At 64.9% G+C, this 12,871-nt stretch carries 12 protein-coding genes; 10 read left to right on the plus strand and 2 right to left on the minus strand.

Features of this window, described 5'->3' with window-relative positions:
• Positions 1–44: 44 nt before the first annotated feature.
• The 4 genes from G455_RS26365 (at position 45) to G455_RS0106990 (ending at position 3,522) form a co-directional block, all read left to right on the plus strand.
• A complete protein-coding gene (locus G455_RS26365; RefSeq protein ID WP_154664354.1) occupies positions 45–356 on the plus strand; it encodes a hypothetical protein in 312 nt (103 codons plus the stop codon).
• Entirely contained in the window at positions 353–1,357 is a 1,005-nt protein-coding gene (locus G455_RS0106980) for a DctP family TRAP transporter solute-binding subunit (protein ID WP_028093035.1), read from the plus strand. Before G455_RS26365 ends, G455_RS0106980 begins: the two co-directional genes overlap by 4 nt.
• Positions 1,358–1,451: 94 nt before the next feature.
• The gene (locus G455_RS0106985) at positions 1,452–2,141 is read left to right on the plus strand and encodes a TRAP transporter small permease (RefSeq protein ID WP_028093036.1); all 690 of its coding nucleotides are present in this window, start codon (positions 1,452–1,454) and stop codon (positions 2,139–2,141) included.
• Positions 2,142–2,145: 4 nt separating this feature from the next.
• Positions 2,146–3,522 (plus strand): TRAP transporter large permease, encoded by a 1,377-nt coding sequence (locus tag G455_RS0106990; RefSeq protein ID WP_028093037.1) that lies wholly within the window; start codon positions 2,146–2,148, stop codon positions 3,520–3,522.
• A gap of 211 nt (positions 3,523–3,733) precedes the next feature.
• Here G455_RS0106990 and G455_RS0106995 read toward each other — a convergent pair whose 3' ends face one another.
• Positions 3,734–6,118 carry a hypothetical protein gene (locus tag G455_RS0106995; RefSeq protein WP_028093038.1) on the minus strand — a complete coding sequence of 795 codons (2,385 nt, stop codon included), beginning with the start codon at positions 6,116–6,118 and terminating at the stop codon, positions 3,734–3,736.
• Between the two features lie 211 nt (positions 6,119–6,329).
• On the opposite strand from G455_RS0106995, the gene G455_RS0107000 reads away from it, so the two are divergent.
• Positions 6,330–7,031 (plus strand): SIMPL domain-containing protein, encoded by a 702-nt coding sequence (locus tag G455_RS0107000; RefSeq protein WP_229861739.1) that lies wholly within the window; start codon positions 6,330–6,332, stop codon positions 7,029–7,031.
• A gap of 134 nt (positions 7,032–7,165) precedes the next feature.
• Here G455_RS0107000 and G455_RS0107005 read toward each other — a convergent pair whose 3' ends face one another.
• Positions 7,166–8,458, minus strand: coding sequence for an O-acetylhomoserine aminocarboxypropyltransferase/cysteine synthase family protein (locus tag G455_RS0107005; RefSeq protein ID WP_028093040.1), 1,293 nt, complete (start codon positions 8,456–8,458; stop codon positions 7,166–7,168).
• Positions 8,459–8,644: 186 nt separating this feature from the next.
• Between G455_RS0107005 and G455_RS0107010 the strand changes: the two genes are divergently transcribed.
• From G455_RS0107010 to G455_RS0107030, 5 genes are all read left to right on the plus strand, one after another.
• Positions 8,645–9,301, plus strand: a complete 657-nt coding sequence (locus G455_RS0107010; RefSeq protein WP_028093041.1) for a hypothetical protein — start codon at positions 8,645–8,647, stop codon at positions 9,299–9,301.
• A 203-nt stretch (positions 9,302–9,504) separates the two neighbouring features.
• Positions 9,505–10,713 (plus strand): phage portal protein, encoded by a 1,209-nt coding sequence (locus tag G455_RS0107015; RefSeq protein ID WP_028093042.1) that lies wholly within the window; start codon positions 9,505–9,507, stop codon positions 10,711–10,713.
• Complete coding sequence (locus tag G455_RS0107020; protein WP_028093043.1) at positions 10,706–10,930, plus strand: GTA head formation protein, RCAP_rcc01685 family; 225 nt, start codon at positions 10,706–10,708, stop codon at positions 10,928–10,930. The genes G455_RS0107015 and G455_RS0107020 overlap by 8 nt, the downstream gene beginning before the upstream one ends.
• A 29-nt stretch (positions 10,931–10,959) precedes the next feature.
• The gene (locus tag G455_RS23565) at positions 10,960–11,562 is read left to right on the plus strand and encodes an HK97 family phage prohead protease (RefSeq protein WP_035366312.1); all 603 of its coding nucleotides are present in this window, start codon (positions 10,960–10,962) and stop codon (positions 11,560–11,562) included.
• A gap of 53 nt (positions 11,563–11,615) precedes the next feature.
• The gene (locus G455_RS0107030; RefSeq protein WP_407636240.1) at positions 11,616–12,740 is read left to right on the plus strand and encodes a phage major capsid protein; all 1,125 of its coding nucleotides are present in this window, start codon (positions 11,616–11,618) and stop codon (positions 12,738–12,740) included.
• Positions 12,741–12,871 lie beyond the last annotated feature (131 nt).

Here is a 12,871-nt window from a genome sequence, read left to right on the forward strand (position 1 = left end):
GATGGTGACGGCGCAGTGGTGGCGGCGGCCTGAGGGCACGGGTCATGGTCTTTTCGCTGGGCTTGCGGATCGGGCGCGTCCCGGTGCGGGCGTCAATGTGTGCGGATTATCGCACGGCGGCAGTGAGGCCTGTGTGGAAATCCGCACTGGTGATTTTCCTCGCATCTGGACGATGGTTCGATTCTGTCGATAATTCCATGAATTCGCGCAACAAAATGATGGGTGAAGTTTTGTTGCGGGCGACGCTTGAGCGGCCCGATTCGAATCGTTTCACTACGCGCAACGCATCGATTCCCGATGCGGGCCGGGTTTGGGCCCGGACGAAGAACAGTCAGTCGGGGAGGAGTATCCGATGAAATTCTTTGGTTTGGCGGGGATCGCCATCGCGCTGGGGCTGACCGCTCCTGCAGCTTTCGCAGAGGACTGCGATGATGGAGAGATTGTCATCAAGTTCAGCCACGTGACCAACACCGACAAGCACCCCAAGGGGATTGCCGCCACCTTGCTGGCCAAGCGTGTCAACGAAGAGATGAATGGCAAGGCCTGTATGGAGGTCTTCCCGAACTCGACCTTGTACAACGATGACCAGGTGCTCGAGGCGATGCTGCAGGGCGACGTGCAGATGGCCGCGCCCTCGCTGTCGAAGTTCGAACAATTCACCAAGAAGTTCCGCATTTTCGATCTGCCCTTCATGTTCAAGAACATCGAAGCGGTGGATGAGTTCCAGAACTCGGAAACCGGGCAGCAGATGAGGGAACTCATGGTGCGTCGCGGTCTTCTGGGACTGCAATTCTGGCACAATGGGATGAAGCAGATTTCGGCCAACAAGCCGCTGATCTGGCCGGCGGACGCCAAGGGGCTGAAGTTCCGGGTACAGAACTCGGATGTGCTTAAGGCGCAGATGAAGGCAATGGGCGCCAGCCCGCAGCCGATGGCCTTTTCCGAAGTCTATGGTGCGTTGCAGACCGGCGTGGTCGACGGCCAGCAGAACACCTGGTCCAACATCTACGGCCAGAAGTTCTTCGAAGTGCAGGACGGCGTGACCGAGGCCAATCTCGGGCTGCTCGACTATATGGTGGTGACCTCGGCAGATTGGTGGGACAGCCTGCCCGATGACGTGCGCGATCAGCTTGCCACCATCCTCAAGGAGGTGACCGAGACCCGCAACGCGGAATCCTTCAAGGTCAATGAAGAGGCCAAGGAAGCCATCATCGCCGCCGGCGGGGTGGTGCGCGAACTGACCCCGGACCAGCGTCAGGCCTGGGTCGATGTGATGAAGCCGGTCTGGGCTGAATTCGTCAAAGACGTGGGCCAGGACAATATCGACGCTGCCCAGGCGATCAACGCCAAACACTGATCGCGTATATCGACCGACGGGCCCGGCCACAGGGCCGGGCCCGCTGTCGTCACGCTGATTCTCGATGACAATCCGTAGCCGATGGGGGAATGCCATGTCGGTCCAAACTATGCCGCAGTCCGGTTGGGGCCGCGCGGTGGAAGAGTTCGAAAAGACGGCGATCGCCGTCCTTCTCGGGCTGATGACGCTGATCACCTTCGTCAATGTGGTTCTGCGATACGGCTTCAACACCGGTATCATCTGGGGGTTGGAGGCGACCACCTTCCTGTTCGCCTGGCTGGTGCTTTTCGGGGTCAGCTACGCAGTGAAAGTGACCGCCAATCTGGGCGTCGATGCGGTGCTGACGATGTTGCCGGCGGGACCACGCCGGGTGCTGGCGCTGGTGTCTGCGGCGGTCTTCATCGCCTATGTCTGCCTGTTGCTGAAGGGCGCCTGGGACTATTGGGCGAATTTCGCCAATCTTCCGCAGACCACCGGCCGCTGGTTTCCGACCGGTTTCGAAGAGATGAAGCGCACCTCTTTCCGTGGCTGGTACGAGGTGGTGGATATCCCGATGCCCGACTGGCTGCGCTGGATCGAACCGCTGATGAACGATGGAGAATCTTACGAGAAGATCCCGCGCTTCATCCCCTATTTCATGCTGCCCTTTGGCATGGCTTTGCTGCTGTTCCGGGTGCTTCAGGCGACCTGGCGGCTGGCCACGGGGCGTGCCGAAAGCATGATCGTCAGCCACGAAGCCGAAGACGCCATCGAAGACGTGGCGCATCTGAACCGGGAGAATTGAGCCCATGGAAGTCGTCTTTCTTTTCGTCATGATCATCGGGCTGATGCTGATCGGCGTGCCGATCGCGGTCTCTCTGGGCTTCTCGTCGATCATCTTCCTGCTGGCCGTCAGTGACACCTCGCTCGCCTCGATCGCGCAAAGCTTCTTTCAGGCGATGGCCGGGCATTACACACTGCTGGCGATCCCCTTCTTCGTGCTGGCCTCGTCCTTCATGTCGACAGGCGGCGTGGCGCGGCGGATCATCCGGGTCTCGATCGCGCTGGTGGGGCACTTCCCGGGCGGCCTGGCGATTGCCGGGGTCTTCGCCTGCATGCTTTTCGCGGCGCTCTCGGGCTCCTCGCCGGCCACCGTGGTCGCCATCGGCTCGATCGTGATCGCGGGCATGCGCCAGGTCGGCTACAGCAAGGATTTCGCTGCCGGCGTGATCGCCAACGCCGGCACGCTGGGCATCCTGATCCCGCCGTCGATCGTGATGGTCGTCTATGCCTCGGCCACCGATGTCTCGGTCGGGCGGATGTTCCTGGCCGGTGTGATCCCGGGGCTGCTGGCTGGCACCATGCTGATGACGACGATCTATATCATCGCCAAGATGCGCCATCTGCCCAAGGGTGAATGGCAGGGTTGGAGAGAGGTCTTTGCCGCCGGCTATGACGCGATCTGGGGGCTGTTCCTGATCGTGATCATCCTGGGCGGTATCTATGGCGGCATCTTCACGCCGACTGAGGCCGCTGCCGTCGCCGCTGTCTATGCCTTCCTCGTGGCCACCTTCGTCTATCGCGACATGGGGCCCCTGGCGCGCCCCGAGGGCCAGCGCAACCTGACGCTCCTGGACAAGCCGCTGGCCCTGGTGACCGCCTGGTTCCATCGAGATACCCGCGACACGCTGTTCGAGGCCGGGAAGCTGACCATCACGCTGATGTTCATCATCGCCAATGCGTTGATCCTGAAACATGTGCTGACGGATGAGCAGATCCCGCAGCAGATCGCCGGGGCGATGCTGGACGCGGGCTTCGGCCCGGTGATGTTCCTGGTGATCGTCAACGTCATCCTGCTGATCGGCGGCCAGTTCATGGAACCTTCGGGGCTGATCGTGATCGTGGCGCCGCTGGTCTTTCCGATCGCCATCGATCTCGGCATCGACCCGATCCATCTGGGCATCATCATGGTGGTGAACATGGAAATCGGCATGATCACCCCGCCGGTCGGGCTGAACCTCTTCGTCACCTCAGGGGTGGCGGGGATGCCGATGATGCGGGTGGTGAAGGCGGCGCTGCCCTTCCTCGCGGTGCTCTTCGTCTTCCTGATCATGGTGACCTATATCCCGATCCTGTCGACCTGGCTGCCGACCACCTTCATGGGGCCGGAGATCATCACCAAATAGCAGTATCAAAAGCCGAAACCTGAAACGCGCGTGGGCCCTCCCGCGCGCGTTTTGCATCGGTCCGCTCATCGGGCCTGCAGCCCTCTTCACGATGATGGGATGCCCCGCGAAGGTTGATGCACCACCTGTGCCTTCGATGTGGTACAAATATCCCGGGAAAGGGCGGGCGGAGCCCGCCCTGTGGCAGAGCCCCGAGGACGATCGGGCGATCTCAGCCCTTGGGCAGTTTCAGCGTCAGGTTGCGGCCGTTTTTGGAATAGCGCAACTCGCTGTCGCCGATGGCCACCACCTTGCCGCCATCTATGCTGTCGCCGACCTTGACCTTCTTGTAACGCCCGCTGGGCAGGCGGATCAGGGCGCGGCGGTTCGAAGCGCTGCCGTAAACGCCGATCAGGTTGAGATTGCGCAGGTTGAGCGCATTGTCGACCGTCGCTTGCCGGGCCACCGAGGCCGAAGAGGGGATCGGTGGCGCCACGGTGGCCGGTGCGGCTGGCGTAGTGGCGGTGCTGGGGATGCCGAGCGATGCGCTGGCAGAGCGGCGCGGCTGGGTGGAGAGGTTCTCCGGTCGGGAGCGGGGCGCGATGGCGACGGCGACAGCCTGGGCGGTGGCGCTGCTGACATCGTTTTCCGGCTCTGGCGGGGCGACGGGCGCGGCGCGTGCGGCGGCGGCCGCCGATACGATGGACTTGGGGCGCAGCCGGGGGCGGAACCCGCCCAATTCGCTGCGGCTGCGACCGCCAAGCTGGGCGCGTTCGGTCTGCTCGATCAGGTCGGTGGGGCGCGGGCGGGGCCGTCGGCCGGTCAGATATTCGCGCAGGGCATCTCGTTCTGCGGTGGCCTCGGCCTGGGTGGTCAGCCGGGCGGGCAGTGCCGGGGGAACGACCGGCGGCCGCCCCAGGGTGACGACAATGCCATCGGGGCTTTCGCTGCCTTCGGGGGTGGCGGTGACAAGTCCGCGCGCATCGAGTGCGAAGCGACCGCCGGCTGCCGCGGGAGAAGTCACCGCATTCAGGCCTTGGTCGGTGGCAAAGGTTCCGGCGCTCGGCAGGGCGACGGCGTCCTGCGACAGATCGGTGCGGTCGATCGAGGCGACATAGAGATCGTCCAGGCCGATGATCGAAGGCGTTTCAGGGGCTTGCGGGGCGGTCGGCCACAGGCCGGTCGCAGCATAGAAGGTTTCCGGGTCCGCCTCGGGCATATCGGACAGAGGAGCGTCCGGTTCGGGCTCGCCGGCGAGTTCGGGGTCGCTGTCGGCGGTCTCTGCGGTGCCGGCGGGGGAAAGCGCGTCGAGAACTGCGCTATCGGTGGCGCTCAGGTCGTTTTCGCCAGCCTCGGGAGCGGAGGAGAGCGTGCTGTTGCGCGGCGCGGACGCCGGCGGCGTCAGCAGGAGGGGAAGCTCCGTTTCCGCCGGGGCCGAGGCAGGGGCTTGTTCGGAAGGCGCAGGCGCATCAGTCTTCGGCGTGCCGTGGAAGAGACCGCCGCCGGTGTACAGCGTTGCCCAGGCGGCGACGCCGGCCAGCAGGAGAAGCAGCACCAGGGTGAGGATCAGCCCGAGAAAACGCGGCTTGCCGCGCCTGGCCGCGTCTGAGCGATCGCCGCCGAAGCGATTGAGGCGATGGGCGTCGGGGCGTTGCGTGGAGGCATCCCGGTCGGTCTGCGGGGCGGGATTGCTGGCGCGCCGCTGGAGCAGCCCGGCCAGGGCGCTTTGCATCTGGGTCTTGGTCGAGGCCGCGCTTGCCGAGACGCCTGAGGCCGCACTTGCTGCGGGCGGCGGCGTCACCGGTCTTGCAATGGCCGCCGCCTCGGGGCGGCGCTGGCCTGCAAGGGGCGTGACGGTCGTGGCCTCATCTTCGGTCGATTTTCCGCGGCGGCTGATGAACCCCGCCGCCGTCGGACCCGCCGCCGTGGCAGGTGCCGATGGGGACGCTTCGGGTTTGGCCGCGGGCTGGGCGGGGGCGTCTGGTTTGTGCAGGGCGGCGGCGGTGTCATCTTGCGCGGTCGAAAGGCTGCCGGAGGCGGTGGAGCTCGGCACCGGGGCGATGTCTTCGCGCTCGGGCTGGCTGACCTCTCCGGTGACCACCACGGCGATGCCGTCGGGGTCGATCTTGCGATCGCCGGCGGCTTTGGTGACGCCGAAGAAAGGTTCGCCCAGAAACGATTGATCGCCGGGAATGGCAACGAAGCTGACCGGCTGGAAGCCGTGGTCGACGGCAAAGGTTTCGGCCTCGGCAAGGGTGTCGCGGGCCACCGCAGCGACATGGGTGACGGCGCTCTCGGTCGAGATATCGAAGGCCAGATCGTCGACGGCGTAAGGCGTGGCGCCGGCCAGAGCCTCGCGGACCAGCCGCAGCCGAGTTTCGCCTTCGGCGGTGCCGGTGTCGATCTGCATGTAACGGATCTGGTCGTTGGGGATGATCAGCTTGCAGCTCAGCCCTTCGGGGTCGATCAGGCGGGCCCGGTCGCGTAGGTCGGCCAGCGCGGCAGAGAGGTCCGGGACGTCGAGCGCGACTTGGCCCACCAGGTGCCAGCCACCGGCGTTGCGATGCAACAGGGCGATCCCCTCAATAGACAGTGAGAGCGCAAAACTCGGTTTCATGCTGCAGTCGATTTCCCTAACCGTTGGCCCTGTCGTGATCGTTCCCAGCCATATTCGCCGGCCATGGGGCGCCCCCGGGCAGACCTTAATGCAGCAGGTTGCAGAGGAAAAGAAAAACAGCGGCGGCAGGTTGCGCGGTATTTTGCCGAGCCCCTTGCCGGCCCGGCGCCGATGCCCCCATGTAGGGCGGATGGAACAAGGAGAATTGCCCGTGACACAGAAACTGATTGCCACAGCAGCGCTGTTGGCGACCTTGATCGGCGCTCCGGCCTGGTCGGATGAGGCGCCGCGCCAGATCGTCGTGACCGGCGAGGGGGTGGTTCAGGCGGAACCTGACATGGCGACCATTACGCTGGGGGTGACGCATGAGGCCGAAGAGGCCGGGGAGGCGATGCAGGCGACCTCGGATGCCGTGGCGGCCATTCTGACCCGGCTGGGCGATATGGGGATCGCATCGCGCGATTTGCAGACCCGGCAATTGTCGCTGAATCCGATCTGGTCGGAGGACAAGGACGATGTCGGGGGGCGGCAGAAGATTTCGGGCTTCGTTGCGTCGAACACGGTTCTGGTTCGGGTCCGCGATCTGACCGCCCTGGGTGGAATTCTTGATGCGGTCATCGCAGACGGCGCCAATGATTTCAGTGGATTGCAGTTCAGTGTTCAGGAGCCCAAACCGTTGCAGGATCAAGCCCGCAAGGAGGCTGTGGCCGAAGCAATGGCACGGGCCAGGTTGCTGGCCGATGCCGCCGGGGTGACCTTGGGGCCAGTGGTTTCGATCAGCGATGCCGGTGGTGGCCGGATCGCGCCGATGGCCGAAATGTCGATGCGCATGGCGGCGGCAAAGATGCCGGTGGCTGCCGGTGAGGTTTCGGTCAGCGCTTCGGTGTCGATGGTGTTTTCCATCGGCAAGTGATCAGGTGTTCCCCTCTCGGTCCGGAGGCGGCGATCCTGCGGTCGAGACCCCGAGATGACGGCCTGTAACGAAAAACGCCCCGGCGGTTTGGCCGGGGCGTTTCTGTCTTTGCTGGGCGATGTGCCCGGGATGGCTCAGGCGGTGGCCTTGGTCAGCGCCTGGTCGAGATCGGCGATCAGGTCATCGGCATCCTCGATCCCGATCGACACACGTACGACATTGGGGCCGGCACCGGCGGCCTCCTGCTGTTCCGGGGTGAGCTGGCGGTGGGTGGTCGAGGCCGAGTGGATCACCAGGCTGCGGGTATCGCCCAGGTTGGCGACATGGCTGAACAGGTCCAGCGCGCCGACGAATTTCACGCAGGCCTCGTAACCGCCCTTCAGCGCCACGGTGAACAGCCCGCCAGTGCCCTTGGGATAGAGGCGCGCTGCCCGGTCGTGATAGGCCGAGGATGGCAGGCCGGCGTAAGTCACGTAATCGACCCGCGGATCAGCCTCCAGCCATTCGGCGATCTTCTGGGCGTTCTCGCAATGGCGCTGCATTCGCAGGCTCAATGTCTCGATCCCCATCAACGTGTAATGCGCGGCCTGAGGGTTCAGCGTCATGCCCAGATCGCGCAGCCCGATGGCGATGCTGTGGAAGGTGAAGGCCAGGGCCCCGAAGGTTTCGTGGAAGTTCAGCCCGTGATAGGCGGGCTCCGGCTGGCTGAGCGAGGGGAACTTGTCAGAGGCCGACCAGTCGAACTTGCCCGAATCAACCACCGCGCCGCCCATTACCGTGCCGTTGCCGGTCAGGTATTTGGTCATCGAATGGACCACCAGTGTGGCGCCCATTTCGATCGGCCGGCAGAGGTAGGGAGTGGCTGAGGTATTGTCGATGATCAGCGGGATGCCGGCAGCATCGGAGATCTCGGCCAGTGCCGGGATGTCGGTGACATAGCCGCCGGGGTTGGCGATGGATTCACCGAAAAGCGCCCTGGTGTCGTCGTCGATCGCTGCCTTGACTGCATCGAGATCCTCGAAATCGACGAACTTGGCGTTCCAGCCGAAGCGTTTGATGGTCTGGCTGAATTGGGTCAGCGTTCCGCCATACAGCCGGGTCGAGGCGACAACGTTCCTTCCCGGAGCCATCAGGGGGAACAAAGCCATGATCTGTGCCGCGTGGCCGGAGGAGCAGCAGACCGCCCCGGCGCCGCCTTCGAGCGTGGCGACGCGTTCTTGCAGAACCGCGACGGTCGGATTGGTCAGGCGGGAATAGATATAGCCCACCTCTTCCAGGTTGAAGAGCGCAGCGGCGTGATCGGCGTCGCGGAAGACATAGGCCGTGGTCTGATAGATCGGCGTCTGACGGGCGCCGGTGGCGGGGTCGGGCTGGGCGCCGGCGTGGATTTGCAGCGTGTCAAAGCCGTAGCTGGGGGTGTCGGACATCGAATGAACCTCCCTTTCTGGTTTGCGGTGTCGGCAAAAGGGTTAGGCCATCCCTCGGGGCGTGACAACTGTGCTCTGTCCGGTGGTTCGTTGGGGCGGAAGATGTTGGACATCATACTTGCGGAGTATGTTGATTTTCGCGGAGCCATCACATACAGAAGAAGTATGTGAAACTTGGGGTGCATCATGGCCACCAAACTTGACGTTGTATCGAAGAAGACCAGGCCGGGAGAGGCAGGGAAGAAGGCAGGACGCAGGGCAGAGCGGAAGGCGGGCGGGAACGCCGCGCCTGCATTGGCCGAGGGGGAGACCGCAGAGCGCCATAAGGTGCGGATGGAGCGGATCGCGGCGGCCAACAAGATCACCGTCATGCTGCAGACCAGCGTGCGTAAGGCCCTAGCCGCGCAGGCCAAGGCTGAAGGCATGGATATGGGCCATTTCATGCAGAAGCTGGCGGAAAACCATATTCTGGAAACCGCCCCTGCCGGCGATCCGTTGGCTGCGCAGATCGGCGCCCGTCGGGGCGTGGTCGATTATGTGATCGCTCTGGCCCGGACGATGGAGGCCGAAGGGGCGTTCGACGAGAACTTCATTCTCAACGTGATGAAGCGTGCCCATGCGGATGCGGACTTTGCCAAGATGTATGCCGCTGCGGTGACCGAGCCGGGCAAAACCAAATCGAGCGGTCGTGCCGGCGTGGCGCTGAACCAGCAGATCGGCCGGCTGATCAAACGCGCCGTTGGCGCCCGTAGCAAACGCGACGGAGCCGGCAAGATTTTGCGGGGGCAGGTGAAGGACGAGGTGATCACCTCTTACACGCTGCTGGAGAAAGCCGCGGCCTGATCCGCAGCCAGATCCGGGCCCGGATCGCCGCAGAGCCGGCCAGAGCCATTAGGGCCGTCCCCAAGGGGGCGGCCTTTGTCGTTCCTGCGTCTTGCGTCTCCTGCCGGGGTGTTGCCGTTCGGGCGCGCGCTGCGTTTCCGACCTGTTTCGATCTGACTGTCATAACCGCCCCATCCAGGACGGAGGCAGAAGGAGCATCCCCCATGGCATTTGATTTCCTGCGGCGGCGGGCAGAGATGGCGGCAAGCGGCGCGGCTGAGCGAAAGGCGAGTGCCGCGGGCCCGGTGCTGGCCTGGCACGGGGTGGGCCGGGTGGCCTGGTCGCCGCGCGATACCGCTTCGCTGACGCGGACGGGCTATCTGGGCAATCCGGTGGCGCATCGGTCGGTCAAGATGATCGCCGAGGCTGCTGCCGCCCTGCCGCTGGTGTTGCAGGATCGGCGGCGCCGGTTCGACACCCATCCGATCCTCGCACTGATCTCGCGGCCCAATGCTGGTCAGGGCCGGGCGGAGTTCCTGGAGGCGCTTTATGCCCAGCTTCTGTTGTCGGGCAACGCCTATCTCGAGGCGGTGATGCGGGGAGAGCCGGCGCCCGCCGAGCTGCCGCTGGAGCTGCACGTTCTTCGTTCAGATCGAATGCGGGTGGTGCCGGGGACGGATGGCTGGCCGGTCGCTTACGACTATGAGGTCGGGGCAAAGAAGCATCGCTTTGATCTGGCCGGGCCGGTGCCCGCGGTCTGCCATATCCGGAACTTCCATCCGCAGGATGATCATTACGGGTTTTCGCCGCTGCAGGCGGCGGCGATGGCGGTGGATGTGCACAACAGCGCCTCGCGCTGGTCGAAGTCGCTGCTGGACAATGCCGCGCGGCCCTCTGGCGCGCTGGTCTGGCACGGCGGTGATGGCCAGGGGGGGATGGCGGAGGATCAGTTCCGCCGCCTGTCGGAGGAGATTGAGGCGAATTATCGCGGTGCCCGGAATGCTGGGCGGCCGATGGTGCTGGAGGGCGGACTGGACTGGAAACCGATGGGGTTCAGCCCCAGCGACATGGAATTCCAGCAGACCAAGGAGGCGGCGGCACGGGAAATCGCCCTGGCCTTCGGAGTGCCGCCGATGCTGTTGGGAATTCCCGGGGATGCCACCTATGCCAATTATCAGGAGGCCAACCGGGCGTTCTATCGGCTGACGGTATTGCCTTTGGCCGGTCGGGTGGTGGCGGCGCTGTCGGATTGGCTGGCGCGGTTTGTCGGTGAGCTGGTGGAGCTGCGGCCCGATCTGGATCAGGTGCCGGCGCTGGCGGAGGAACGCGAGGTGCAGTGGGCCCGCGTCGCCCGAGCGGAGTTCCTGACCGAGGCGGAGAAGCGCGCGCTTCTGGGGCTGCCGGCGCGGCCGGGGACGGTTGCGGATGAATGACCCGCGCGAGGCGCCTTTCGAGTGTGCGCCGGGGTTGCGGTTGGCGGCGCATGAGCGGGTCAGCCAGATCCAGAACGACAACATCTGCCGCAGGCTCGATCGGTTGGAAGAGATGATGGAGCGGCTGGAGCGGCGGCTGTGGCTGACTGTCTATGGCGTGGTGGCGGTGATCCTGACCCAGGCCCTGCAGTCGATGCTGGTGGCCGGCGGCCACTGAAGGCGGAGAGACAATCCGAGGAGAGAGGGATGGATCAGGACTGGAGCCCCGGCCTGGGGCTGGAGACGAAATTCGCGCGCTTCGGAGAGGGGCTGAGCCTGCAGGAAGGCGCGGTGATCAGCGGATATGCCAGCCTGTTCGGCCAGGCCGATCAGGCCGGCGATGTGGTTCGCAAGGGGGCTTATGCGGGATCGCTCAAGGCGCTGGCGGCGGCGGGGCGCAGTGTCAAGTTCCTGTGGCAGCACGATCCGGCGCAGCCGATCGGCGTTTGGGAGGAGCTGCATGAGGATGCCCGCGGGCTCTGGGTCAAGGGGCGGTTGCTGATCGCCACCCAGAGGGGGCGCGAGGCGGCGGCGCTGGTCGAGGTTGGCGCGATCGACGGGCTGTCGATCGGCTATCGCACCAAGCGGGCGGAGCGTGCGGCGGAGGGCGGCCGGCTGCTGACCGAGGTGGAGTTGTGGGAGGTGTCGTTGGTGACCTTTCCGATGCTGCCCGAGGCGCGGATCGCCGCCAAGAGCGACGAGAGCGCGGAAGGTTGGCGTCAGTTGACCGAGATTCTGCGCGCCGCACGGATCGAGATGGCGCGGGGCGACCGCGTCGGGGAACAGGCCGAAGACGGGAGGCGGGAATGACGGAGATGCAAGGACCGGGGATGCCCGGTGGCGCGGGACGCATGATGCTGGAGATGAAGCGGGAGCTTTCCGGTTTCATCAGCGAAATCAGTGGGTTTCGTTTGAGTATTGAGAGAAAACTTCAACAAGCGGAAGAGCGACTGACCATGCTGGATCGTAAATCTCTTGCCGGCGGGCGTCCGCCCCTGGCGGTTGTGACCGAGGCGGGGGCACCGCATCGCAAGGCCTTCAACGCCTATCTGCGTCATGGCGATGACGATGGGCTGCGCGGGCTTGAGCTGGAGGGCAAGGCGATGTCCTCCGCCGTCAACAGCGATGGCGGCTATCTGGTCGATCCGCAGACCTCGGAGGCGGTGCAGTCGGTGCTGCAATCGACGGCTTCGATCCGCGCTGTGGCGAGCGTGGTGCATGTCGAGGCGACCTCTTACGATGTGCTGATCGACCACAGCGAGCTGGGTGCCGGATGGGCGTCGGAAACCGCCTCGACCGCAGAGACGGGTACGCCGCAGATCGACCGCATCGCGATCCCGCTGCATGAGCTGAGCGCATTGCCGAAAGCGAGCCAGCGGCTGCTGGACGACAGTGCCTTCGATATCGAGACCTGGCTGGCCGGTCGCATTGCCGAACGCTTCGCCAGGGCCGAGGCGGCTGCCTTTGTCGGAGGTGATGGCAGCGACAAGCCGACCGGCTTTCTGCATCACGACAAGGTGGCGAACGACAGCTGGACCTGGGGGGATCTGGGCTATGTCGTGACTGGCGTGTCGGCGGATATCACCGGCCCCGATCCTGTGGTCGATCTGGTCTATGCGCTGGGGGCCGAATACCGCGCAAATGGCACCTTCGTGATGAATTCGAAGACCGCGGGCGTGCTGCGCAAGATGAAGGATCTGGACGGCCGCTTCCTGTGGTCGGACGGGCTGGCCGCCGGGGAGCCGGCGCGGCTGATGGGGTATCCGGTGCTGATCGCCGAGGACATGCCGGATATCGCCGCCGAGTCCTATTCGGTTGCCTTCGGGGACTTTCGTGCCGGCTATACCATCGCCGAGCGGCCCGATCTGCGGGTGTTGCGTGATCCGTTCAGCGCCAAGCCGCATGTGCTGTTCTATGCCACCAAGCGGGTCGGTGGCGATGTCAGCGATTTCGCGGCGATCAAGCTGCTGAAATTCGGCACCGCCTAAGGCGGGCCGGATCGCGGGGCCGTAGGTGGCCCCGTGGCGGGCGTGCGCCGGGGATAACCGTTCCCCGTGTTGTCTAGCTGCTCCCCTCCGTCCGAGCGACACGGGAGCGCGGCGTGCGTCCGTGCCCGGGG

The organism is Pseudodonghicola xiamenensis DSM 18339 (assembly GCF_000429365.1).
GTDB classification, from domain to species: domain Bacteria; phylum Pseudomonadota; class Alphaproteobacteria; order Rhodobacterales; family Rhodobacteraceae; genus Pseudodonghicola; species Pseudodonghicola xiamenensis.